Raw genomic sequence first — 23,088 nt, forward strand, 5'->3', positions numbered from 1 at the left:
CAGAATTCTCCCTCAACAGGATGAATTCGATCAGCGAATTAGTGAACATGCACAGTTGCGAGCGCAGCGAAGCAATCCAGTCTGCCGCCGCGGAGACATTCTGGATTGCTTCGCTGGCGCTCGCAATGACGATGTGGAGAGAGATGCGCACATCAGCTCCGCTGTCATGCCCCGCGAAGGCGGGGCATCCAGTACGCCGCAGCGATCGTGAGACACACTGCTGCCAGCGACTACTGGATCATCCGCCTTCGCGGATGATTACAGCGAAGGCGTGGAGAAAGCGGAGGCTCATCGCCCATTTGTGCGCAGGAACTTCTCGCCGCCTTCCGTCACCGCGATCACCAGCCCGATGCCGGGCACCGTCTCACGCGCGACATAGCCGTGCTCGGCGGCATCTTCCCAGATGGTGAGGCGCGGGCACGAGGTTTTCCAGGTCGCGATCACCTCGGCATAGGCGCGCGGCTCGCGCGCGACCCATTCGACGAAATCCAGCACCAGCGGATCGGCGGTCTCGCTCATTGCAAACCTCCCTTGGTCAAGGCGGCCAGCACCGGCGTCCGGAGCATGAGCCAGCCGCCATAGGCGATGTAGTAGCAGGCGATGGTGGTGATCAGCTTGTTCGACCAGGCGATGAATTGCTGATCGGTCATGGCTTCCAGGATGCGCCGCGCCAGCGTGGTGCCGAGCATCGAGGCCAAAATCGCAACGCCGGCGAGCACGGGATCGAGGCTCGCAGCCTGGTCGATGATGCCGCCGAAATAGATCAGTTTCGTGAAATGGCTGACGAGCTGGCACATCGCCTTGGTCGCGACCTTCTCGCGCCGGCCGAAATCGCCGCCGAGAAAGAAGGTGTCGAGCAAAGGACCAGAGACGCCGGTCATCAGCATCAGGCCCATGCAGATCGTGCCATACACCGTGCCCTGCCAGAGCTTGTCAGGGTCCGGCTTGATATTCGTCGGCAGCAGCCGCGCCATGAACGGGGTGACGCCGAGCAGCAGCAGCGCCATCGGCTTGTCCGGCACGTAGCGGGTCAGCGACCAGGCCGCGAGCGCGACGGCAGCGCCGACCATGTAGTTCGCCACCGGCCGCCAGCGGATATGGGCGCGCCAGAGCAACGCGCGCCAGCCGTTCGACGCCATCTGCGTGATCGCGTGCAGCACCATCGCGGTCGGCAACGGCATCAGGGCCAGCAGCACGCCGATCAGGATCAGCCCGCCCGCCATGCCGAACAGCCCCGACAGGAACGCGGTCGCGACCATCAGCAATCCGAGGGCAGCGATCATGATGGGCGTCACGTGGGGATTCTCCTGTTGGCAGGTCAGGGACGCAAACTATTTCACTCCCTCGCCCCGCCTGCGGGGAGAGGGTGGGGTGAGGGGGAGTCTCCGCGGGGACGGTGACAGTCGGACTAGTGGAGACTCCCCCTCACCCGCCACGCGTTCCGCGTGTCGGCCTCTCCCCGCACGCGGGGAGAGGCGAAGGGAAACGTGCCTCGCTTGCCCCGTCTTCGCAAACTGAGTTATCTTGCCCTGGCATCAGCTTTCCTGAGGGTGGATGATTTGCGGCGGCTGCTGTTTCTCAACGGCATCAAGGCATTCGAAGCGGCGGCGCGGACCGGCAGCTTTGCTGCGGCCGGGCTCGAGCTCAACGTGTCGGCGGCCGCCGTCAGCCGCATGGTGCATCTCTTGGAAGAACGCCTCGGCGCCGCGCTGTTCGAGCGCAAGGCCAACAAGCTCGTGCTGACGCAGGCGGGCCGGGCCTATCAAAGCGGGCTGACGCCGATCTTCGATGCGCTGGCGAGCCTCACCGCGCAGGTGACGGCGCCCTCCAGCGTGCGCGTGCTCACCATCGGCGTCGGACATACGTTCGCGATGCGCTGGCTGATCCCGCGTCTGTCGGAGTTTCGCAGCGAGGAGCCCGACATCGAAGTGCGCTTCACCACCGGCGGCGCGCTGGTGCCGTTCGGCGAGGACTGGAATTGCGGCATCAAGCTCGGCACCGGCGATTGGCCGGGCTTGGTGGCGGAGCCGCTGTTCGCCGGCGATCTCACGCCGGTCTGCGTGCCCCGGCTTGCCAGCGCCCTGAAGCGCCCGGCGGACCTCAAGGCCCCGAGCCTGATCCGCGTCGCCCATTCCCCCGAGGATTGGCCGATCTGGCTCAAGGCCGCCAGCCTTGCCCGGATCAACGCGCGCGGCCCGGAATTCCAGTTCTACGGCCAGGCGCTCCAGGCCGCCGCCGACGGGCTCGGCATCGCCATGGGCATCCGGCCTTATATCGACGATGATCTCGCCGCCGGCCGGCTGGTCGCCCCGTTCGACCTCTCCGTCCCCAAGGGCATGCGCTGGTACCTGCTCTACCGCAGCTTCCAGACCGAGCAGCGCGACTTCGCCGCATTCCGCCGCTGGATCATGCGGGCCGCCGCGGAACCTGCCACCCGGCCGGCGAAGCGGACCGGCCGGACGTCAGCCCGGAACTGAGCGCCGAAGCGCAAAAAAACCGGCCGCTTGTGAACGGCTTCACATCCCCAAATCCGCAGATGTGGTCCCCTGACCCTCCAACAAGGCGCTCCACCACGACACGCGACCAAAACACGCGAACCAAACACTCTGGGGACTACCAATGACGACCCTCTATGACGGCTTTGACATTGAATCCTTCGAGGCCGGCAAAGGCCTCTGGCACGCCCGTATCCGCCGTGCCGATCTCAGCCTGGTTGCCATCGACGGCGTGCTGTTTCCGGCCATGGAAGTCGGCTTCGCCTGGCCCGATCGCGACGCTGCGATTGCCGATGCCAAGCACCACATCGATCGCTTCCGCAGGCGCGCGGACGACAGCGACGACGAATAGACCAGCAGAACTTCGAGACAGGCGGCGTAAACAGGGGGAACCGATCATGTCCGTCATCGAATTCGAGAACGCTTCGCGGCCCAGGATCTATGCCCGCACGGTGATGTCGAACTGTCCGGAATGCGACGGCGACCTCACGGTGCTCCGCGTGATCGGCGGCCGTGCCGGGTGCGAGTACTGGACCATGCGCTGCACCGATTGCGGCGGCATCCATCTCGACATCCTCGAGCCGCACGGAACGACCGAGGACGACGAGGGGCCGCTGCCGGCGGCGTGAGCGCGGGAGGCGGCTGCGCCCTGCTGCCAACCTGCTGTCAGCAGCCTGAGCACGAACGGGCTTTCGCCCTTTTCTGAGGGGCGGACTCGTCCCATATTCGCCCCATGGCGAAGAAACCTGCTCCCCCGAAATCCCCCAAAACCAAGGCCCCGAATTCGAAGGCACACCGGCCCGATGTGCAGCCGATCGGGCCGGCGCTGGCCGAACTGCTGAATCCCGCGATCAATCGCGGCGATGCCGGGCTTGGATCGGGCACCGGGTTGCAGCCGCCGCCGGACAATTCGCGCGACCGCCGCGCCGGCGGCGAGGCCGCGGCGCATCGCGCGCGGGCTTCGACGCCGAAGGAGTTTCCGCAGGACAACGTCAAACCGATGCCGCGGCGGCCCAATCCGCAGCCGGTGGGGGCCCGCGCGTCCGAAGGCTTTGACGAGGCGCCGCAGGCCAATTACGGCACGGCCGCTACGATCCCGACGCTCGATCCGGAACTGGCGCGTCAGCTCGGTCTTCCCACTGAAGAGGATGACGCCGAGGCGCTGGCGCGGCCGCCGCGCTCCAAGATGGAGGCGCTCGGCGTCAAGGCCACGGCGGATGCGCTGGAATCACTGATCCGCGAGGGCCGGCCGGAGTTCCGCAAGGGCGACGGCTCCACGAAGGTGTGGACGCCGCACCGCCCGCCGCGGCCGGAAAAGTCCGAAGGCGGCGTGCGCTTCGAGATCAAATCGTCCTACGAGCCGCGCGGCGACCAGCCGACCGCGATCAAGGAACTGGTCGAGGGCATCGAGCGCAACGACCGCTCGCAGGTGCTGCTCGGCGTCACCGGCTCCGGCAAGACCTACACCATGGCCAAGGTGATCGAGGCGACGCAGCGCCCTGCCCTGATCCTCGCGCCGAACAAGACGCTCGCCGCCCAGCTCTATGGCGAGTTCAAGAACTTCTTCCCGGACAACGCCGTCGAATATTTCGTCTCCTATTACGACTACTACCAGCCGGAAGCCTACGTCCCGCGCACCGACACCTATATCGAGAAGGATTCGTCGATCAACGAGCAGATCGACCGCATGCGCCACTCGGCGACGCGCGCGCTGCTCGAACGCGACGACGTCATCATCGTCGCGTCGGTGTCCTGCATCTACGGTATCGGCTCGGTCGAGACCTACACCGCGATGACGTTCGCGCTGAAGAAGGGCGAGCGCATCGACCAGCGCCAGCTGATCGCCGACCTCGTCGCGCTCCAGTACAAGCGCACCCAGGCCGATTTCACCCGCGGCACGTTTCGCGTGCGCGGCGACGTCATCGACATCTTCCCGGCGCACTATGAAGACCGCGCCTGGCGCGTGAACCTGTTCGGCGACACCATCGAGACCATCGAGGAGTTCGACCCGCTCACCGGCCACAAGCAGGACGAGCTCGAATTCATCAAGATGTACGCCAACTCGCACTATGTCACGCCGCGCCCGACGCTGGTGCAGGCGATCAAGTCGATCAAGTCCGAGCTGAAGCTGCGGCTGGACCAGCTCAACAACCAGGGGCGCCTGCTGGAAGCACAACGGTTGGAGCAGCGCACCACCTTCGACCTCGAGATGATGGAGGCGACGGGCAGCTGTGCCGGTATCGAGAACTATTCGCGCTATCTCACCGGCCGCCGCCCCGGCGAGCCGCCGCCGACGCTGTTCGAATACGTCCCCGACAACGCGCTGATCTTCGCCGACGAGAGCCACGTCACCATCCCGCAGATCGGCGCCATGTTCCGCGGCGACTTCCGCCGCAAGGCAACGCTGGCCGAATACGGCTTCCGCCTGCCCTCCTGCATGGACAACCGCCCGCTGCGCTTCGAAGAGTGGGACATGATGCGGCCGCAGACCATTGCGGTGTCGGCAACACCGGGCGGCTGGGAGCTGAACGAGAGCGGCGGCGTGTTCGTCGAGCAGGTCATTCGCCCCACGGGGCTGATTGATCCGCCCGTCGACATCCGCCCGGCCCGCACGCAGGTGGACGACCTCGTCGGCGAGGTGCGTGCGACCGCGCAAGCCGGCTATCGCTCGCTGATCACGGTGCTGACGAAACGCATGGCGGAGGACCTCACCGAATATCTGCACGAGCAGGGCATCCGCGTCCGCTACATGCACAGCGACATCGACACCATCGAGCGCATCGAGATCATCCGCGACCTCCGCCTCGGCGCCTTCGACGCGCTGGTCGGCATCAACCTGCTCCGCGAAGGCCTCGACATTCCCGAATGCGCGCTGGTCGCGATTCTCGACGCCGACAAGGAAGGTTTTTTGCGCAGTGAGACCTCGCTGATCCAGACCATCGGCCGCGCCGCGCGCAACGTCGACGGCAAGGTGATCCTCTATGCCGACCAGATGACCGGCTCGATGGAGCGCGCCATCGCGGAAACCAACCGCCGCCGCGAAAAGCAGGTCGAGTACAACAATGCCAACGGCATCACGCCGGAGAGCGTGAAGAAGCAGATCGGCGACATCCTCAACTCGGTCTATGAGCGCGACCACGTGCTGGTCGAGGTCGGCGGCCACGACATGACCGACGACGTCATCTCGATCGGCCACAACTTTGAAGCGGTGCTCGCCGACCTCGAAACAAGGATGCGCGAGGCCGCCGCCGATTTGAACTTCGAGGAAGCCGCCCGCCTCCGCGACGAGGTCAAGCGCCTGCGCGCGACCGAGCTTGCGGTCGTGGACGATCCGACGGCGAAGCAGCGCGCGGTGGCAGGCAAGGCGGGGGCCTATGCCGGCGCGAAGAAGTACGGCGATGCGGCCAACCTGCCGGTCAGTGCCATGAAGAAAAAGACCGTAAGCTCCGCGCTGAAAGCCAGCGGCGGAGGCAGCGGCTCGAAGGTGCACAAGCCGCATCTCGACGAGATGCACGGGCCGGAGTCCCTGCCCTATCGCGAGAAGCCGACGCTGCCGGCAAAGCCGTTCGGCATCACGAGCCGGATCATTCAGCCGACGGATTCAAGGCAGTCGGGACCGGAGTTTGGGCCCGCGCCGAAGTCGACGGGTGGCGCGCCGGGGCGAAGGGGTGGGTGGAAGAAGAGGTAGCCCAGCACCAGACAAAACCCAGGGTAGCTGAATTTCCTGTTGCAATCGAATTGATGATCGAGAATGCTTGAGCTTTATCATCGAGGCATTGTTTGATGTGATTCAGCTAGTCGACCCCAATTCCCTCAAATTGCCCAATTGCCCACTGCCAAGACCAGGAGACAGGGTTTGCTGGTTCGCCGAAGCCCACCAGGTTAGCGGAGTAATGACTGGGCACGATATCGAAGGGAACGCCGTGATCCTCAACGATTTTGGTAACGGGACTACCAAATCGTTTGAAGAGATTCGTCTCTGCGATCCATTCACGCGGATGGGCCCAAATTGGATGACCTTGCCTGCCGGCGGCAAAATCGTTCGACCAGATAACGCAACGTCGCAACGGTTCGGACAGTTGCTGGCAAGACGCATACCTCCGGGACCGACCTATCGAAACTTAATCGAAGAAATTTGGTCGCGAGGATTCGAGGCTTATGTTGTTGGCGGCACTGTGCGCGACACTCTGAACGGCGGCAATGCGAACGATATAGACGTGGTAACTACGATGCCGTTAGTGCACGCTAAGAAGTTTCTACCGAGCATGTTTCGATATGACCCCTCCCTCTCGAAAGAACGTGGATATATCAGCATCGGTGGATCTAAAAGAAGTGGCGACCCGCACATCGATTTAAAGCTCTTCTCTGATAGCCTGCCGGGTACCAAAGACGCGATCTTTGGTGTCGGGTTTGAGCGAGACGTCCGACATCGAGACTTTTCGTGCAATGCAGTTTATTACGAGCCAATCAACGACGTTCTTATCGATCCTACGGGCAGAGGGATTTCGGACGCTCAGCAGAAGCTCCTGTCGTTTATATGCGGCAGCGCTAACCACCATCAACATGCTCAGATATTTATCCGAACGATTAAATTCGTTGCGCGCGGCTATCAACTGACGCCCGAGACCAGAGCGTGCCTTACCACAGATCTAGTCGGTGCATTGCCCAGCATGCGACTCCAGATAAGATCTCACTACATAAAGGCGCAGGTGCTCGGCAACTGCTCGTCTCCTGCACAATACCCGACTGTGATACAGACCTACCGAGAATGCATGATCGGGCTCGGCCTTTCGGTCGCTTGGGATACCTATTTTGAACCCTTAGTTGGCGGCTTACTCAATGAATAATCCTCCATCATCGAAACCTAAGTGCTTGCCCGTCGAACAGCGGGGGGCAATCTTTGTGGTCGATCAAGATTGGTTGAGATGCGATCTCCCCTTGCCCGATGCGGACGAACTCGGCTCGGCGCTAACTGACCGTCACAAAAAGATAAACGGGCAAGTACTATTTGCCGGGAAGGAGATGCCCGCTCTAATATTCGTTTCCAACGAAACAGACCATTGCTCTTTTGCTATACTGGAAGAACCTAAAGAGAGTCATGCAGAACTTGCGCCGCGCGTATTCGGCGCAACTGAGCACTATCTGGCTCTATTCTATTCGGCGTATTCATTTTCTGAAGCAATTCTACCCGAACAGCGTTGCTATCTTCCTGCGACTTTTGTCGAGCCGACCCTTTACAACAGGAGCCAAAAAAAGCTCGTCCCGTTAATGCACGCAAAGAATGCACGCCGCGCAATCATTTCCGGGTCGGCTGGCGCCGGCAAGACGACTCTACTACGACATTTCATGCTGCAGATCGCCCGCACGGCGAGCACAAGTTCGCAACAGACAAATATTCCAGTTTACATCGCGCTACGAGACTGGCGTAAGAGCGATAGTTTTGAGGTGTGCGCAAAAAGAGCTCTCGTTGACCTAAAAGGCGATTGGCTTGCGGACAATTTCTACTATTTCGCCGAACGGGGAGAGTTGACTTTTGCGCTCGATGGCATCGACGAAATCTCCAATGATGTTCGAGATACCGCGCTACACGACTTGCGATTATTTGTGCGGCAATACGCAAATTGTTCGTTCCTACTTTCAACCAGAACCGGGGTAGAGACGCGCCCGCTCGCTGAATTTACCGATTTTGAGCTTCGTCCCTTCAATCAGGCGCAAGTCCGCGAGATAATTTTCCATAAACTTCACGGTCAAAGACCTTGGAAGCCCTTTTGGACTCGCTTGGCCTCTGAGGCCTACCTCCTTGACTTGGTCGGCAATCCACTTCTGCTGACGTTGCTATTAGCTCGCTATGTGCGCAAGGAATTGAGCCCTCACTTCATAACCGAGTCTATTGCTGCAATGATGGAAGCGCTGGTCGATGAGTGGGACGCAGTGAGGGGAATAGTGAGATCAAAGAATGCGGAGCTATCGCCGGCTCGAAAAACGAACTTGCTCAGAATTCTAGCTCATCATGTTAACTCTGCTTCTGGACACTTCTCCACGCAAGAAGTTGCGGATCAGCTGAAGCGCGTCTATCCCGATAAAGCGCCTGCAACAGTACTCGCTCTATTAGAGCAACACACCAGCATGATCAGGCGGGGAGATGACGGAACTTGGTCATTCCGACACAGGCTGATCCAAGAATTCTACACTTGTCTGCATTGGATCGACCGGCTTGGTTCGAAATTTTCTGAATCCATAGGAAGAATTTCAGGCTCTTCGGATAAAAAATCGACACGAATGCTGCGATTCATGACGGCCTTATCGAGCGATGCGTCCGATATCGTCGCGGAAGCACTGAATGCCGCACCACCTTATCGCGCTGGCTTAGCGATTGGACTATGCGAGTCCCTCAGTCAACGTCTCACAATCGACCCCAACGTTGTCGATGGCTTCGCGCTCTATTGCAGAGTCCTGATTGAGAGCATGTTTGCTGAAGCAAAATCTGTGGAAGTTCAGACGGGGAGCGCTTCTATTTGGCGGTTAGTCGTCAATGGGCCGGATGCGAATGGCGCAGAATGGGCCAACTCGCTGTCCGAACTACTCGAGGCAATTCATAAGGTACGCGACGGATCTGCAAATCATGCCTTGTGCAAGGCTTTCGACGAGTCACCAAGCCAAGCAATCCAATCACTGTCACTGTTGCTTGCCCTGGAGGGGGAATTTCAGATCAACCGTGAGAACGAAGGCCAATCGAGCGGGTTTGTTGCAAGTCTTGAGCCTGCGCTACCGGAACTCCCAAACGGATTGGATCCAGAAGATATTCCAAAGGCGGATGCTACAAGGCATTGACGCATTTTATCAGCCCGGGACCACCGTTGAGGCGAGCGGACATCACATGTTCGCAAGAACGAAGGAAAGCGATCGGCTCCTCACCCCACGCTCGCCGTCACCACGGCCATCACCGACAACAGCAGCACGATGGTCATGAGCTGGAGCGAGGCGACGGGCTGGGTGCGCCAGGCCGTGATTTTGTCGGACAGCGACAGATGGGCCTCGAAGAACTTTGGTTCGTAGACGGTCTTGAACAGGTGCGGGAAGCTTGGACCCACGGTCACGGCCAGCATCGCATGGGCGAGCGAGGCGATGGCGACGAAGATGGCGACGCCGGGGTCGCCGGAGAGGTCATGGTTGCCGGCGAGCTTAAGCAGGAAGGCGGCGGCGGCGAAGGTCGGAAAGCTCTGCAGGATCGCGGTCAGCGCGAGGCCTTCGATCGCGTTGTGCAGGCGGGACTTTCTGGCGGTGGCGATGGCGGCCATGGCACGTCTCCCTGATGACATGCCGGTGACGATAGCCGCGCTGGGAGCGGGATGATGTGAGGCGGGTCACGCGGGTCGCGAGGTGGCTTTTCACCTCGCCCCGCTTGCGGAGAGAGGTCGAATTCGAGCGCAGCTCGAATTCGGGTGAGGGGGACTCTCCGCGAGTCTAGCTGTCACCGTCCCCGGGGAGAGTCCCCCTCACCCCCACCCTCTCCCCGCAAGCGGGGCGAGGGAGTAGACCGCCGCCGGGGCGACGGGGTCGCGCATCCCGGACGAAGGGCTACAGCTTGCCCTGCCCGTTGACCTGGCTCTGCTGTTGCTGCTGCTTCTCCTGCTCTTTGGCGTGGTGCCTACCGTAGAGGCAGCCGGCGGCGGCGCCGAGGACGCCGTGATGGCCGGCATAGTGGCCGGCGACGCCGCCGACGATGGCGCCCTTGATGCAGCCCTTGGCGTTGGCGGCCGAGCTGGCGCCGAGCATGAGAAGCGCGGCAGTGACGGCGAGAAGCTGGGATTTCATGGGTCGATGTCTCCGGATGCGATGCCTTGACATCAACGAACGCTGGGAGCTCCGGGTTCCCGAGGCGCGGCAGGCCCGGCCGATGCGCACGCGGCGTCATCACGACGACGCGGGAGCCGAGCAAAATTCGTGTATGCGGCCATGCGCACAATCCATGATTGCACCCCATGAACCAGGCATTGTGCTCGCGCGTCTCAAGCTGCAATGAGCCCTGTGTTTTTGCGGATTGATGGACCGGCGCACCGCACGATAGCGTTTGCCATCCGCGGCCAATGAGGGCGGGCGCAGCATGAGTGTCGAGAAGCTGAACAGGCAACGCGTGCTGCATCTGCTCGACGCCTTCGCGCGCGGCGATATCGAGGCCGCGCTGGCCTGCTGCACCGACGACGTCGACTTCCTCACCCACGCGCCGATCGACGTGCTGCCGCACATGGTGCCGCGCCATGGCAAGCAGGAGCTGCGCGAACTCTGGCAGACGATCTGGTCGCGCTATTCGGAGGTCCGCTACAAGGCGCCGCACATCCTCGCCGACGGCGACGAGGTCGCGACCTACATGCACACTTATTTCAAGAAGCGCAGCAACGGCCGCATCGTGCAGTTCGACATGGCGGTGTTCTACAGCTTCCGCGGCGGGCTGGTGGCGCAGATCCGCGAGATCATCGATTCCTACGATCTGGTGCAGCAGGTTCTGGAGCGGGAGATCGGGCCGCTGATTGTGGGGGCGGGGGTGGACGGGGTGTAGCGGCGATCACCGCTGCGCCCCCTCTCCCCGTTCTTACGGGGAGAGGGTTGGGGTGAGGGGCCTCTCTCCCCGCGAGCGGTCTTCGATATACCTGCACCCCCTCACCCGCCGCGCTGCGCGCGTCGACCTCTCCCCGCAAGCGGGGAGAGGTTAAGCGTTGAACCTCCCTCCCCGCGATTCAGACCCATCCCGGGGCGTTGTGCGCGCCGGCTGGGGCTTGCCGATGAAAGTCGTATTGCTTGCAATGTTGGGGCTATTCCTGGGCGCGCTCGGCGGGGCGGCGCTCGGCATCGGGGCGGGGCTGGCCTGGGTGGAAATCGCGCAGACCACGAGCTTCGAGGGCTATAGCGGCATGCTGGTGTTCTTCACCTTCATGCCACTGGGAGCGGTGATCGGAGGCATCGGCGGCGCGGTGCTGTTCGCCCTGCTGGCGCTGCGGGACGATGCGATCGCGATCGAACGGGAACCCGCGGGCAAATAGAGACCGGAAGATTACGGGGTTCTATTGTAAATCTTACAAAGAGCGATCAATTGTGCATTGCGAAAACGTGAATTGCGTTTTGGCCGAAATCCCGTATTTTATTTGCATACAAATGAGTTGAGCGGCCCCGGCGCACATTGCCGTGCACGGGGTTGTTTCCCGTTTTTTCCGCAAGCCAGCGTCAGGACTGCCCCAAATGACAGAGCACAGCCTCTGGCGTTTCTCGCGCGCATTGCATCGCGCGATCAACGACCGGCATTTCGAGGATATCGAGGCCCTGATCGACGAGGACGTCGAATGGGCACTCTACGGCCCGATCGACATGTTTCCGTTCCTCGGCGCGCGCCAGGGCAAGGACGCCGTGCTCGACGTCATCCGCCAGCTCGCCGACAATTTCAGGGTTCGCCGCTTCGACCGCGAGAGCATCATGCTGGGCGTCGATTCCGCGGCGTCGATGCTGCGCTATTCGCTCACCGCGCTCGATTCCAACAAGCCGATCAGCTTGCGGGTCGCACAGTTCGCCCAGTTCAGGGCGGGCAAGCTGATCAGCATGCGCGTCCTGATCGACAGCTTCGATCTGGTCGAGCAGGCACTCGGCCGCGCCATTCATCTGCCAAGAATGACCAGCGTCGGCTGAGGGGGACACCAACGGGCCCCGCTTGTCGGGACCGATCGATTGATGCACCCATGACGCGGTCTGGCCTCCAGCCCCGCCGGATGATGTCATGAAGATGCTCTCGTCGGGCGCGCGCCTTGCGCGCGGCCCGTTGGTACGTCATTCTGGCTAGGGACGGCGCCACAATTTCGCAACGATAGTTCCGCATCGTGCGCGAACTGGGCTCGCGGGCAAGGCAATGGAATTCAAGACAGGTTTTGGCTGGACCAGGCTGCCGCTGGCGGCTGCGTTCATTCTGGGCTCGGTGCTGACGTTACAGGCGCAGATCATTCCGCCCTTCTCCCCCGCCCCCTCCGCGGCAGCCGTGCCGGACGACGACGAGGCCGAGACGGCGGAGGCCCCCAGCGCCAACGATCCCGACATCATGAGAGGCATCGACGTCGACAAGCTCGACTGGAGCCAGCTCGCCATCGACGCCGGCACGCCCAACGACATCATCGCCGCCAAGAAGCGCGCCCAGGCGGCCGCCAATAGTGGCCTGGCCTGGTCGTCGAACACCAACACCAACGGCTCGTCGGCGGTGACCGTGAAGCAATCGGTGTTCGAGTTCTGGGACACGCGGATCGGCGCCGACATGACTGTTGCGAGCGAGCCCCGGACGATGTCCGAACTGCTGGCACAGAAAGCCGCCAATGGCGGCAACCTGCCGCAATCCTCCGGCAGCGCCTGGGCGGCCGCGACCGCGCCGGGCGCGGGTGCGATCTGGGACAAAACCGCGGTCGAAGCGCGCGTCGATCCCGGCTCCGAACAAAGCAAGCTCGGAGCCTCGCTGACCAAATCGGTGCCGCTGACGGGCGACACGCAGTTGACCTTGCAGAACGGCTACAGCGTCAACCAGCAGGGCACGACCGCCCTCCCCGGCGTCGGCGGCCACGTCACCCGCAATTACGGCACCGACCAGTCCGCCAAGGTCACCATTACCGACACCGGCACCAGCATCACCGCTGGCCAGACCCTATCGACCACCGACGACAAATGGCTGCGCAAGGTCGGCGCCGAGCAGAAGCTGTTCGACAACGTCACCGTCTCCGGCTCGGTCGGCGAGACCTCGCAAGGCACGATCAACAAGAGCGTGACCGCCGGCTTCAAGAAGAGCTGGTAGCTTTCTTACCTCGCCCCGCTTGCGGGGCGAGAGAGTGAAGCACCGGTCGAGCCGCGCAATCACGCCACTGCGGCGGTGTTTAGACTCTCCTAACCATACGCCACGGCAAAGCCCCCGAATCGTCTGCCCTTGCCGTATCTCGGCCAAGTTGCGGTCAAAATCCGACGCCCTAGTCGGGTGACCGAATTCGTCGTGCGGGGGACACTCGCGCTGCGCTCAACGCGAACAGGGGAACACCGATGAACGCCATTCGTCCGGAAAAGATCGAAGCCGCCGAGACCGAAACCGTCGACAGCAATCTCGCCGCGGTGACGGAAGTCGAAGCCGGCATCCGCGACTTCGTCCGCAATGACATCGCCTATCTGCGCCGTCCGGCCGCATCGACCAGCGACGCGCCGCCGCTCGATCCGAGCGCGGAAGCCACCGTCAACAACGTCAACTCGCTGATCCAGCGCGTCGCCGGCACCTCGCTCGCCGAGATCGAGAACCTGATCTCCGAGCTCGAGAGCCTGCGCGACCTACTCCATGCCGAAGGCCAGCGCGTCCAGCGCGAGATCTCCGGCTACGCCCAGCTCAGCCAGGCCGCGATGAAGTCGACCCGCATGATCGCCGACAACGTCTCGCAGTGGAAGCGCGCCGCCGACGGCCTGCGGAATAGCTAAGCACTGCCGCCAAGCATCACCGGCCGCCGCGTTCCGGAAGGAGCGCGGCGGTTTTGATTCTGGGTGCTTGAGAGCGCACGTCCTACTCCTCAAGACAGGTGTCATCACCCGCGAAAGCGGGTGATCCAGTATTCCAGAGGCAGCGAGGCTAGAACCGAGAGGCCGCGGCGTACTGGATGCCCCGCCTTCGCGGGGCATGACAGCGGAGGATTGGGCAGCAGTTGCGCATCCCGCCGAGAGTTCACTATTGAACCGACCACCCCTTCGCTTCGACCAACGCCAGGCGCCCGTGCCAACGACGGCCGGGCCGGGGGACATTCAGATGGAAAGCATTCGGCCCGACACCACGGACCCGATACCGATGCGGCCCGCGCCAAACCAGTTCGGCACGATCATGCTGCGCTTTGTCGGATTGCTGGCGGTTGCGATCGCGGTGCTGGCGTTCGTCTATAGCCGCTGAGGGTGGAGGGCCGCGCGCGGCCCCCAAGAGTTAACGAGCCGTTAACGGCTGGCGTCGACGGTCGAGGCTTCCAGGGTGTAGGCGCCGTCGGCATAGCCTTTCACCACCATGCCGGCGACCAGCATCACGGCCAGCGTCGCGGTCGCGAAGATAAATCCAACAAACTTGAGTGCGCCGCGGTCAGCCATGGTCCTCGTCCCCTGTACTCTGCCAATTCGTTTCAAATAGACAGCGACAGGTTCATAATTGGTTAGCAACTCGATGGTTCCGCGCGATTAGCTCGCGGATAACCATGTTGCGCAGGCTTATGGCAGCCGCCCGGAATCGCGTCCATAGCGCGCGGGCAACACTCGCCGCTCATTTCGTCCGTTCATCCTGGAACAGATCTAAGCCTTCGCGCGCATCGGCACGAAGGCGCTGGCGGTGATGGAATAGACCTCTTCGCCGCGCTGATTGGTGCCGGTGGTGCGGGCGGTCAGAATGCCCCAGCCGGGGCGCGAGGCCGAGGTGCGCTTGTCGATGACGACGTTGACGTAAGAAATCGTGTCGCCGGCGAGCACCGGCCTGATCCAGCGCAGATCGCGAAAGCCGGGCGACGGGCCCCACACCGCGACCTCCTCGCCTCGCGAGGCGGCTTCCCGCGCCAGGCGCTGGCCGTCGGCGACAAGCAGACTCATGCAGGCCGAGCCGACATGCCAGCCGGAGGCGGCGAGCCCGCCGAACAGCGAGTTCTTGCCTTCCTCCTCGTCGAGGTGAAAGCGCTGCGGATCGAACTTTTCGGCGAACGTCTTGATGGACTCCGCCGTGAAGGTATAGGCGCCGATCTCGCGGCGCTGGCCGATGGCGATGTCGTCGAAGAATTTCATCAGGCCGCTCCCTCGCGCCGCTTGATCAGGATCGGCGAGGTCATCTCGGCGAGAGTCTGCCCCGCCGCGTTGCGCACGGTGCACTTGAACTTGACGATGCCGAGTTCGGGGCGGCTCTTCGAGGTACGCGCCTCCAGCACGTCGACATCGAGCGTCAGGTCGTCGCCGGGCCTGAGCGGCGACAGCCAGCGCACCTCGTCGACCCCCGGAGATCCCAGCGATGCGGCGCGGGTGATGAAGCCGTCGGCCATCATCCGCATCATCAGCGAGCAGAGGTGCCAGCCCGAGCCGGACAGGCCGCGCAGCATGCTCTTGCTGGCGGCGTCCTCGTCGAGGTGCATCGGCTGCGGATCGAACTCGGCGGCAAAGGCCAAGATCTCGTCGCGGGTGACGTGGCGCGGGCCGAATGTTCCGAAACGGCCGGGCGGGAAATCTTCGAAGGTCAGGGTCATCTTGGGAAAGCTTGGAGGGAATGACAGATTGTGGCCGCACTTTGCGGCAATCTCAACCCGCCGGCCCGCATGGCTCGTGCTACATAGGACGCGGCGGGTTTGGTCTTGAGTCGGGCGAACCGGGGACCGAAGCCCGAATTTGAAGGCTCGATGTTGCCTTTGGGGAGAGCAATGTTTTCATTCAGCGACCTGTTCCAATGGGACCGCTTCATCACGCCGACCATCATCAAGACCTTCTACTGGCTGGTGATCGCGCTGATCTGCCTGTTCGGCCTCTCCGGCATTTTCTCAGGGTTAGCAGCGATGGCGATCAGCCCGTTCGGCGGCTTCCTGGTGCTGCTGTCCTCGATCGCGAGCGTCGTCGTTGGAATCGTGTTCTCGCGCATCGTCGCGGAGCTGATCCTGATCGTATTCCGCATCAACGAGCATCTCGGCGCGATCAGGGATCAAGGCGGCGGGATGCGGTGACGGCTCTCGTGTCCCGGACGCGGCGCGGCATGGAATGACGCGACGCAGAGCCGGGACCCATGCGTCGGCAATCAAGACTTCTGGGCCCCGGCTCTGCAGCGCACCGCTGAAGAAGCGCTGCGCTGCGTCCGGGGCACGAGATGCGCGCTAAGTATTAAACCGGAAATGCATCACGTCGCCGTCGGCGACGACGTATTCCTTGCCTTCGAGGCGCAGCTTGCCGGCATCGCGGGCACCGGCTTCGCCGCCGAGCGCGACGTAATCCTCATACGCGATAGTCTCGGCGCGGATGAAGCCTTTCTCGAAGTCGGTGTGGATCACACCGGCTGCCGCCGGCGCCTTAGTGCCGCGATGGATGGTCCAGGCGCGCGCTTCCTTTGGGCCCACCGTGAAATAGGTGATGAGGTCGAGCAGCGTGTAGCCGGCGCGGATCAGGCGATCGAGGCCGGCCTCTTCGAGACCCAGCGTCTCCAGGAAGTCGGCGCGCTCTTCGCGCGAGATGGTGGCAATCTCGGATTCGATCTTGGCGGAGATGACGACGGCGACGGCGCCTTCCTTGGCGGCCTGGTCCTGCACCGCCTTGGAGAACGAATTGCCGGTCGCGGCCGAGCCTTCCTCGACGTTGCAAACGTAAAGCACGGGTTTTGACGACAGCAGGCCGAGCATGCCGAAGGCACGCTCCTCCTCCGCCTTGCGCTCGACCAGGCGCGCGGGCTTGCCTTCGCGCAGCAGCACCAGCGTGCGGTTGACGAGGTCGAGCTGCTCCTTGGCGTCCTTGTCGTTGCCCTTGGCTTTCTTGGTCAGGTTGTCGACACGCTTCTCGAGGCTGTCGAGATCGGCGAGCATGAGCTCGGTCTCGATGGTCTCGATATCGGCGAGCGGTGCGATCTTGCCCTCGACATGGGTGATGTCGGAATCCTCGAAGCAGCGCACGACATGCGCGATGGCGTCGACCTCGCGGATGTTGGCCAAAAACTGGTTGCCGAGGCCTTCACCCTTGGAGGCGCCGCGCACGAGGCCGGCGATGTCGACGAAGGTCAGCCGGGTCGGGATGATCTGGCCGGATTTGGCGATCGCCGCGAGCTTGTCCAGCCGCGGGTCCGGCACCGCGACCTCACCGACATTCGGCTCGATGGTGCAGAACGGATAGTTCGCGGCCTGCGCCGCGGCCGTCTCGGTCAGCGCATTGAACAAGGTCGACTTGCCGACATTGGGCAGTCCGACGATTCCGCATTTGAATCCCACGAGCCTATTCCTTGCCGTTCTCGTCCTTGGTCAAAAATCCCTTCGCCTGCATCGCGAGATGCACCCTGTTGGCGAAGGTCGCGTCCGTGCCCTTGGCGACCAGTGCCGCGTGCTCGGCGACCGCATCGCACAGCGTCGTCACCCAGTCGTTGTCGGCCTTGGCGAAGTCCGACAGCACGTGGCCGTGCACCAGTTCCTTGACGCCGGGATGACCGATCCCGAGCCTGACACGGCGATAGTCGTTGCCGATATGCGCCGAGATCGAGCGCAGGCCGTTGTGGCCAGCGATGCCGCCGCCGATCTTCACCCGCACCTTGCCCGGCGGCAGTTCGAGCTCGTCGTGGAACACGGTGACGTCACCCGGCGCGATCTTGAAGAAGCTTGCGGCTTCCTGCACCGCGCGTCCGGAGTCGTTCATATAGGTCGTGGGCTTGAGCAGGATGACGCGCTCAGGTCCGAGCGTACCTTCCGAGGTCTCGCCCTGAAAGCGACGGCGCCACGGCGAAAAGCTGTGGCGCCGCGCGATTTCGTCGACGGCCATGAAGCCGATATTGTGCCGGTTACGTGCGTATTTCGCGCCGGGATTGCCGAGCCCAACAAAAAGTCGCATGACGCGGCGCGCCCCTCGCTCGGCGCGCGATCAAAGACCGCGCGCCAGCTTTGAGAGATTACTTCTTCTTGTCGCCGCCGGCAGGAGCCTTGGCAGCAGCAGCCGGTGCAGCAGCGCCTGCAGCCGGAGCCGCAGCGCCTGCCGCCGGAGCAGCCGCAGCAGCACCCGGAGCCGCCGCAGCAGCCGCAGCCTTCTGCTCTTCGGCGTAGCCGGACGGCGGCACGATGGTGACGAGGGTCGCGTCCTCGCGGGTCAGCGCCTTCACGCCGGCCGGCAGCTTGACGTCCGACAGATGCAGCGAGTGACCGATTTCGAGCGTGCCGACGTCAGCCTCGATGTACTGCGGAATGCTCTCGACACCGCATTCGAGCTCGATGGCGTGCGCGACGATGTTGACGGTGCCGCCGCGCTTCACGCCCGGGGAGGATTCCGACTTCACGACATGCAAGGGAACGCTGATGCGGATGGTGGCGCCTTCGCCGAGCCGCATGAAGTCCACGTGGATCGGGAAATCCCTGACCGGATCGAGGTGATAGTCGCGCGGAATCACGCGGTGCTTCTTGCCCTCGAGATCGATGTCCACCAGCGTGGTCAGGAACCGGCCGGCGAGGATGCGCTGGCGCAGTTCGCGATCTTCGATCGAGATCGTGACGGGGGGCTGGTTGTTGCCATAGATCACTCCGGGCACGCGCCCGGCGCGACGCTCAGCCCGGGCGGCCCCCTTGCCGCTCTTCGGACGTGCGGTCGCCTTCAATTCCTTGACGGTCGTCGCCATAGTCTAAGTCCTTGTTTTTGCAAAAGTTAATGGGCCGCAGCGCGGCCCATGGCATAGCTCGCAGCAAGCCTCCAGGGGTGCGGGGGCCGCGAACGTGGCGGGCTTTTACCCGGAAGATGCGGAAATGACAAGGAGAATGGGCTGGCGGTAGGTACCGGTAGCCCGGATGGAGCGGAGCGCAATCCGGAGTTTGTTCCGCAGGCCTAGCTCCCCGGATTTCGCTTCGCTCCATCCGGGCTACGGGACCCGTGTCTATCCCCCGAGCTTGGCCTCCAGCGCCGCAATCCGCGCTTTCAGGGCCTCGTTCTCCTCGCGCGCCAGGCGGGCCATGTCCTTGACCGCCTCGAATTCCTCGCGCTTGACGAGGTCCATGTCGCGCAGGAATTTCTCGGCCTGGTTGCGCATCACGGTATCGAACTCGCGCTTGACGCCCTGGGCGGCGCCGGCGGCGTCGTTCATCAGGCGGCCGATCTCGTCGAAAAACCGGTTGTTGGTCTGGGTCATGTCGGTCTCCTGATCGGTCTCTTGATCGTTCTCTTGATCGTTCTCTTGATCGTTCTCTTGATCGTTCTCTTGGCGGCCTCAGCATAAACTTTGCGCGAACACGCGAAAAGACAATGGCAATCCGCACCCGATGGTTCAAGGGTGAAGCGGCGGTATCCTTGTCATGAACCGGTTTCCTTGCAATCGTATTCAACGTCCCGGCCTAACAAGAATCAGAAAGAGCACGAGATGATCGACCAGCAGATCGCGATCCCGACCAAGGACGGCCACACCGCAACCTTCATCACCCATCCCGAACGCGGCGGGCCGTTTCCGGTCATCCTGTTCTACATGGATGCGCCGGCGATCCGCGAAGAGCTGCGCGACATGGCGCGGCGCCTTGCGACCTCGGGCTATTACGTGATGCTGCCGAACCTCTACTACCGCTCCGGCGTGATGGAGCTCGGCGCGCTGCCGGCCGATCCGAATGCACCCGAACGCAAGCGCATGTTCGCGCTGATGGCCTCGATCAACATTCCCATGGTCATGGACGATACCAGGGCACTGCTCACCTATGCCGAGGGCCAGCCGGCTGCGAACACGAAAATCGTCGGCACCGTTGGCTACTGCATGAGCGGCCGCTACGCCGTCAACGCAGCCACCCATTTTGCCGATCGCGTCAAGGCGGCCGCGTCGATCTACGGCACGCATCTGGCAACCGACGAAGACAACAGCCCGCATCTCGCCGCCGGCAAGACCAGGGCCGAGCTCTATTTCGCCTGCGCCGAGACCGACATCTATGCCCCGGCCGAAATCATCGAGAAGGTCAAGCAGGGCATGAGCGGCGCGAAAGCCGAGGTCGAGATCTATCCCGGCACGCATCACGGTTTTGCGTTTCCCAAGCGCCCGGTCTACGACCGCGACGCCGCCGAACGGCACTGGGAGCGTCTGCTGGCGCTCTATCGCCGCAATCTCGTCTAGACGTAGAAGGCCTGATGCTTCCTCTGCTGATCGACTTCCCCAAGTTCAAGCCCATTGCCCTCGAGATCGGCCCCTTCGCGATCCGCTGGTATGCGCTCGCCTATATCAGCGGCATCGTGTTCGGCTGGCTCTATGCGCGCTCGTTGCTGAAGAAAGAGCGCCTGTGGGGCGGGCCGGCGCCGATGTCGCTGGTGCAGATCGACGATTTCATCCTTTGGGTCACGCTCGGCATCATCCTCGGCGGCCGCACCGGCTATGTGCTGTTCTACAATTTGCCGTTCTTCATCCAGAACCCGGCGGCGATCTTCAAATTGTGGGAGGGCGGCATGTCCTTCCATGGGGGCTTCCTCGGCTGCGTCGTCGCGGTGATGTGGTTCGCCTGGCGCAGCCGCATCCCGATCCTGTCGCTGGGCGACATCACCACCGCCGTCGCACCGGTCGGGCTGCTGCTCGGGCGCATTGCCAATTTCATCAACGGCGAATTGTGGGGCCGCGCCACCGACCCCGAGCTGCCCTGGGCGATGATCTTCCCCAATGACCCGACCCAGCTGCCGCGCCATCCGAGCCAGCTCTACGAAGCCGGCATGGAAGGCATTTTGCTGTTCACCGTGCTCGCGATCATGATCCGCTTCGGGGCGCTGAAGCGGCCCGGCATGATCCTTGGCAGCTTCATCCTGATCTATGGCCTGACCCGGATCGCCGGCGAGCATTTCCGCGAGCCGGACGCCCAGCTCGGCTTCCTCTGGGGCGGGTTAACCATGGGCATGCTGTTGTCGATCCCGATGCTTATTGTAGGCCTCATACTTATTGTATTGGCAGTGCGGCGCGGGGCGCCGAAGCCGATCGAGGCCGTCAGTTAATTCATTTCGAGAAAGCACGCCGTGACCGACCAGCCGCTACTCGACGAGATCAAGGCGCTGATCAAATCCTCAGGTCCCATGCCGGTCTGGCGGTACATGGAACTGTGCCTGATGCATCCGCGCTTTGGCTACTACATCTCGCGCGATCCGCTCGGGCGTGAAGGCGACTTCACCACGTCGCCCGAGGTCAGCCAGATGTTCGGCGAGCTCCTGGGCCTGTGGACCGCCTCGGTGTGGAAGCAGATGGGCTCGCCGCAGTTTTTGCGGCTGATCGAGCTCGGCCCCGGCCGCGGCACCATGATGGCGGATGCGCTGCGTGCACTCCGCGTGCTGCCACCGCTTTACCAGGCGCTGAGCATCCATCTGGTCGAGGTCAACCCGGTGCTGCGCGAGCGGCAGAGCGCGACGCTGTCGGGCGTGCGCAACATCGCCTGGCACGACAGCATCGACGACGTGCCCGAGGGACCGAGCATTATCCTTGCCAACGAATATTTCGACGTGCTGCCGATCCACCAGATGGTGAAGCTTGAAAACGGCTGGCATGAGCGCGTGATCGAGATCGATCCCAACGGCAAGCTTCAGTTCGGCACAGCCGCCGAACCGACGCCGCGCTTCGACGTGCTGCTGCCGCCCCTGGTGCGCGCCGCACCCGTCGGCGCGGTGTTCGAATGGCGCCCCGACGGCGAGATCATGAAGCTTGCGAGGCGCGTGCGCGACCAGGACGGCGCGGCATTGATCATCGACTACGGACATCTGCGCAGCGATGCCGGCGACACCTTCCAGGCGATCGCGCGTCACACCTTCACCGATCCCCTGAAGGCGCCGGGCCAGGCCGATGTCACCGCTCATGTCGACTTCCAGGCGCTCGCGCGGGCCGCCGAAGATGTCGGCGCCCGGGTGCACGGACCGGTCACGCAAGGCGATTTCCTCAAGCGCGTCGGCATCGATACGCGTGCCGCCGCGCTGATGGCGAAGGCGACGCCTGAAGTCGCCACCGACATTTCCGTGGCGCTGAAGCGGCTGACCGATACGGGGCGCGGCGGCATGGGATCGATGTTCAAGGTGCTCGGCATCTCCGAGCCGCGGCTGACAGGCATTGCAGGCCTCAGCGATCTCGAACGGGCCGGAGGCAATTGATGACACTCACCTCGTCGCTGCTGTCGGCGGTGCCCGGCCTGCGCCATGCCTTCTTCACCCGTGAAGGCGGCGTCTCCAATGGCATCTATGCCGCGCTGAACGGCGGGCTCGGCTCCAACGACGATCAGTCCCACGTCACGGAGAACCGCCGCCGCATGGCCGAGCATGTCGGCGTTGCGCCGGAGCGCTTCCTCAGCCTGCACCAGATCCATTCGCCCGACGTGCTCGTTGCCGAGACACCGTGGCCAAGCGCACCGCGGCCGAAGGGTGATGCACTGGTGACGAAGACGCCCGGCATCGCGCTCGGCGTCTCCGCCGCCGATTGCGGCCCGGTGCTGTTCGTCGATCCCACTGCGCGCGTGATCGGCGGTGCGCATGCCGGCTGGAAGGGCGCGCTGACCGGCGTGCTGGAATCCACCATCTCTGCGATGGAAAAGCTCGGCGCCACGCGCAGCGGCATCATCGCTGCGATCGGCCCCTTGATCCGGCAGGACAGCTACGAGGTCGGCAACGAGTTCGTGGTGCGCTTCATCGAGGCGGATGCGGACAACGCCATGTTCTTCATCCCGTCGGTGCGCGAGGGTCACGCGATGTTCGATCTCGCCGGCTTCATCCGCAAGCGGCTGGAGGCCGCCGGCATTTTGATGATCGACGACCTCGGCCTCGATACCTACGCCGACGAACGCTTCTTCAGCTATCGCCGCTCGGTGCACCGCAAGGAGCCGGACTACGGCCGGCACGTTCACGCGATCGCGCTCGAAGCGTGAACACACAGGCA

Annotated in this window: 28 protein-coding genes; 17 read left to right on the forward strand and 11 right to left on the reverse strand. The window is 63.1% G+C overall.

The features are described from left to right. Positions 1 to 288 precede the first annotated feature (288 nt). Positions 289 to 519 carry a hypothetical protein gene (locus tag HYH08_RS32970; RefSeq protein WP_220013994.1) on the reverse strand — a complete coding sequence of 77 codons (231 nt, stop codon included), beginning with the start codon at positions 517 to 519 and terminating at the stop codon, positions 289 to 291. Continuing rightward, complete coding sequence (locus tag HYH08_RS32975) at positions 516 to 1,295, reverse strand: TSUP family transporter (RefSeq protein WP_220013995.1); 780 nt, start codon at positions 1,293 to 1,295, stop codon at positions 516 to 518. Before HYH08_RS32975 ends, HYH08_RS32970 begins: the two co-directional genes overlap by 4 nt. A gap of 264 nt (positions 1,296 to 1,559) precedes the next feature. Between HYH08_RS32975 and HYH08_RS32980 the strand changes: the two genes are divergently transcribed. The 6 genes from HYH08_RS32980 (at position 1,560) to HYH08_RS33005 (ending at position 9,326) form a co-directional block, all read left to right on the forward strand. Next, positions 1,560 to 2,477, forward strand: coding sequence for a LysR substrate-binding domain-containing protein (locus HYH08_RS32980; RefSeq protein WP_220014067.1), 918 nt, complete (start codon positions 1,560 to 1,562; stop codon positions 2,475 to 2,477). A 142-nt stretch (positions 2,478 to 2,619) separates the two neighbouring features. Further along, positions 2,620 to 2,847, forward strand: coding sequence for a hypothetical protein (locus tag HYH08_RS32985; RefSeq protein WP_220013996.1), 228 nt, complete (start codon positions 2,620 to 2,622; stop codon positions 2,845 to 2,847). A gap of 46 nt (positions 2,848 to 2,893) precedes the next feature. Further along, positions 2,894 to 3,124 (forward strand): hypothetical protein, encoded by a 231-nt coding sequence (locus HYH08_RS32990; RefSeq protein WP_220013997.1) that lies wholly within the window; start codon positions 2,894 to 2,896, stop codon positions 3,122 to 3,124. A 104-nt stretch (positions 3,125 to 3,228) separates the two neighbouring features. Continuing rightward, on the forward strand, positions 3,229 to 6,183 hold the full coding sequence (gene uvrB / locus HYH08_RS32995; RefSeq protein WP_220013998.1) for an excinuclease ABC subunit UvrB: 2,955 nt from the start codon (positions 3,229 to 3,231) through the stop codon (positions 6,181 to 6,183). 67 nt (positions 6,184 to 6,250) lie between these two features. Then, positions 6,251 to 7,342, forward strand: a complete 1,092-nt coding sequence (locus tag HYH08_RS33000) for a nucleotidyltransferase family protein (protein WP_220013999.1) — start codon at positions 6,251 to 6,253, stop codon at positions 7,340 to 7,342. 25 nt (positions 7,343 to 7,367) lie between these two features. Next, positions 7,368 to 9,326: an NACHT domain-containing protein gene (locus tag HYH08_RS33005; protein ID WP_220014000.1), complete on the forward strand. Its 1,959-nt coding sequence runs from the start codon at positions 7,368 to 7,370 to the stop codon at positions 9,324 to 9,326. Between the two features lie 80 nt (positions 9,327 to 9,406). Here HYH08_RS33005 and HYH08_RS33010 read toward each other — a convergent pair whose 3' ends face one another. After that, a complete protein-coding gene (locus HYH08_RS33010; protein ID WP_220014001.1) occupies positions 9,407 to 9,793 on the reverse strand; it encodes a hypothetical protein in 387 nt (128 codons plus the stop codon). Between the two features lie 280 nt (positions 9,794 to 10,073). Further along, positions 10,074 to 10,310 carry a hypothetical protein gene (locus tag HYH08_RS33015; protein WP_220014002.1) on the reverse strand — a complete coding sequence of 79 codons (237 nt, stop codon included), beginning with the start codon at positions 10,308 to 10,310 and terminating at the stop codon, positions 10,074 to 10,076. A 289-nt stretch (positions 10,311 to 10,599) separates the two neighbouring features. Here HYH08_RS33015 and HYH08_RS33020 point away from each other — a divergent pair, with 289 nt between their 5' ends. The 6 genes from HYH08_RS33020 (at position 10,600) to HYH08_RS33045 (ending at position 14,433) form a co-directional block, all read left to right on the forward strand. Continuing rightward, on the forward strand, positions 10,600 to 11,052 hold the full coding sequence (locus tag HYH08_RS33020; protein ID WP_220014003.1) for a nuclear transport factor 2 family protein: 453 nt from the start codon (positions 10,600 to 10,602) through the stop codon (positions 11,050 to 11,052). Positions 11,053 to 11,275: 223 nt separating this feature from the next. Next, on the forward strand, positions 11,276 to 11,533 hold the full coding sequence (locus tag HYH08_RS33025; RefSeq protein WP_220014004.1) for a hypothetical protein: 258 nt from the start codon (positions 11,276 to 11,278) through the stop codon (positions 11,531 to 11,533). A 196-nt stretch (positions 11,534 to 11,729) separates the two neighbouring features. Next, positions 11,730 to 12,170 carry a nuclear transport factor 2 family protein gene (locus tag HYH08_RS33030; protein WP_220014005.1) on the forward strand — a complete coding sequence of 147 codons (441 nt, stop codon included), beginning with the start codon at positions 11,730 to 11,732 and terminating at the stop codon, positions 12,168 to 12,170. Positions 12,171 to 12,387: 217 nt separating this feature from the next. Then, a complete protein-coding gene (locus HYH08_RS33035; RefSeq protein ID WP_220014006.1) occupies positions 12,388 to 13,311 on the forward strand; it encodes a hypothetical protein in 924 nt (307 codons plus the stop codon). 239 nt (positions 13,312 to 13,550) lie between these two features. Next, positions 13,551 to 13,973 carry a hypothetical protein gene (locus tag HYH08_RS33040; protein WP_220014007.1) on the forward strand — a complete coding sequence of 141 codons (423 nt, stop codon included), beginning with the start codon at positions 13,551 to 13,553 and terminating at the stop codon, positions 13,971 to 13,973. A gap of 322 nt (positions 13,974 to 14,295) precedes the next feature. Next, positions 14,296 to 14,433, forward strand: coding sequence for a hypothetical protein (locus HYH08_RS33045; protein WP_164987744.1), 138 nt, complete (start codon positions 14,296 to 14,298; stop codon positions 14,431 to 14,433). A gap of 41 nt (positions 14,434 to 14,474) precedes the next feature. On the opposite strand, the gene HYH08_RS33050 is transcribed toward HYH08_RS33045, so the two are convergent. The 3 genes from HYH08_RS33050 to HYH08_RS33060 form a co-directional block, all read right to left on the reverse strand. Beyond that, complete coding sequence (locus HYH08_RS33050; RefSeq protein ID WP_212080335.1) at positions 14,475 to 14,621, reverse strand: hypothetical protein; 147 nt, start codon at positions 14,619 to 14,621, stop codon at positions 14,475 to 14,477. Positions 14,622 to 14,819: 198 nt separating this feature from the next. After that, positions 14,820 to 15,299, reverse strand: a complete 480-nt coding sequence (locus tag HYH08_RS33055; RefSeq protein WP_220014008.1) for a MaoC family dehydratase — start codon at positions 15,297 to 15,299, stop codon at positions 14,820 to 14,822. Further along, the gene (locus HYH08_RS33060) at positions 15,299 to 15,751 is read right to left on the reverse strand and encodes a MaoC family dehydratase (protein ID WP_220014009.1); all 453 of its coding nucleotides are present in this window, start codon (positions 15,749 to 15,751) and stop codon (positions 15,299 to 15,301) included. Before HYH08_RS33060 ends, HYH08_RS33055 begins: the two co-directional genes overlap by 1 nt. Positions 15,752 to 15,922: 171 nt before the next feature. On the opposite strand from HYH08_RS33060, the gene HYH08_RS33065 reads away from it, so the two are divergent. Beyond that, positions 15,923 to 16,219, forward strand: coding sequence for a DUF4282 domain-containing protein (locus HYH08_RS33065; RefSeq protein WP_018648333.1), 297 nt, complete (start codon positions 15,923 to 15,925; stop codon positions 16,217 to 16,219). A 147-nt stretch (positions 16,220 to 16,366) separates the two neighbouring features. On the opposite strand, the gene ychF is transcribed toward HYH08_RS33065, so the two are convergent. The 4 genes from ychF to HYH08_RS33085 form a co-directional block, all read right to left on the reverse strand. Continuing rightward, positions 16,367 to 17,464 carry a redox-regulated ATPase YchF gene (gene ychF, locus HYH08_RS33070; RefSeq protein ID WP_220014010.1) on the reverse strand — a complete coding sequence of 366 codons (1,098 nt, stop codon included), beginning with the start codon at positions 17,462 to 17,464 and terminating at the stop codon, positions 16,367 to 16,369. Positions 17,465 to 17,468: 4 nt separating this feature from the next. After that, a complete protein-coding gene (pth, locus tag HYH08_RS33075) occupies positions 17,469 to 18,074 on the reverse strand; it encodes an aminoacyl-tRNA hydrolase (RefSeq protein WP_220014011.1) in 606 nt (201 codons plus the stop codon). A 58-nt stretch (positions 18,075 to 18,132) separates the two neighbouring features. After that, entirely contained in the window at positions 18,133 to 18,849 is a 717-nt protein-coding gene (locus tag HYH08_RS33080; protein WP_220014012.1) for a 50S ribosomal protein L25/general stress protein Ctc, read from the reverse strand. 252 nt (positions 18,850 to 19,101) lie between these two features. Then, on the reverse strand, positions 19,102 to 19,353 hold the full coding sequence (locus HYH08_RS33085; RefSeq protein ID WP_220014013.1) for an accessory factor UbiK family protein: 252 nt from the start codon (positions 19,351 to 19,353) through the stop codon (positions 19,102 to 19,104). Positions 19,354 to 19,581: 228 nt separating this feature from the next. Between HYH08_RS33085 and HYH08_RS33090 the strand changes: the two genes are divergently transcribed. The 4 genes from HYH08_RS33090 to pgeF are packed head-to-tail and all read left to right on the forward strand — an operon-like array spanning position 19,582 to position 23,077. Beyond that, positions 19,582 to 20,313: a dienelactone hydrolase family protein gene (locus tag HYH08_RS33090; RefSeq protein WP_220014014.1), complete on the forward strand. Its 732-nt coding sequence runs from the start codon at positions 19,582 to 19,584 to the stop codon at positions 20,311 to 20,313. Positions 20,314 to 20,327: 14 nt separating this feature from the next. Then, positions 20,328 to 21,173 carry a prolipoprotein diacylglyceryl transferase gene (gene lgt, locus HYH08_RS33095; protein ID WP_220014015.1) on the forward strand — a complete coding sequence of 282 codons (846 nt, stop codon included), beginning with the start codon at positions 20,328 to 20,330 and terminating at the stop codon, positions 21,171 to 21,173. Between the two features lie 21 nt (positions 21,174 to 21,194). After that, positions 21,195 to 22,310, forward strand: a complete 1,116-nt coding sequence (locus HYH08_RS33100) for a class I SAM-dependent methyltransferase (protein ID WP_220014016.1) — start codon at positions 21,195 to 21,197, stop codon at positions 22,308 to 22,310. After that, on the forward strand, positions 22,310 to 23,077 hold the full coding sequence (gene pgeF / locus HYH08_RS33105; protein WP_220014017.1) for a peptidoglycan editing factor PgeF: 768 nt from the start codon (positions 22,310 to 22,312) through the stop codon (positions 23,075 to 23,077). Before HYH08_RS33100 ends, pgeF begins: the two co-directional genes overlap by 1 nt. Positions 23,078 to 23,088 lie beyond the last annotated feature (11 nt).

Source organism: Bradyrhizobium sp. BR 10289, assembly GCF_019455385.1.
Taxonomy (GTDB): domain Bacteria; phylum Pseudomonadota; class Alphaproteobacteria; order Rhizobiales; family Xanthobacteraceae; genus Bradyrhizobium.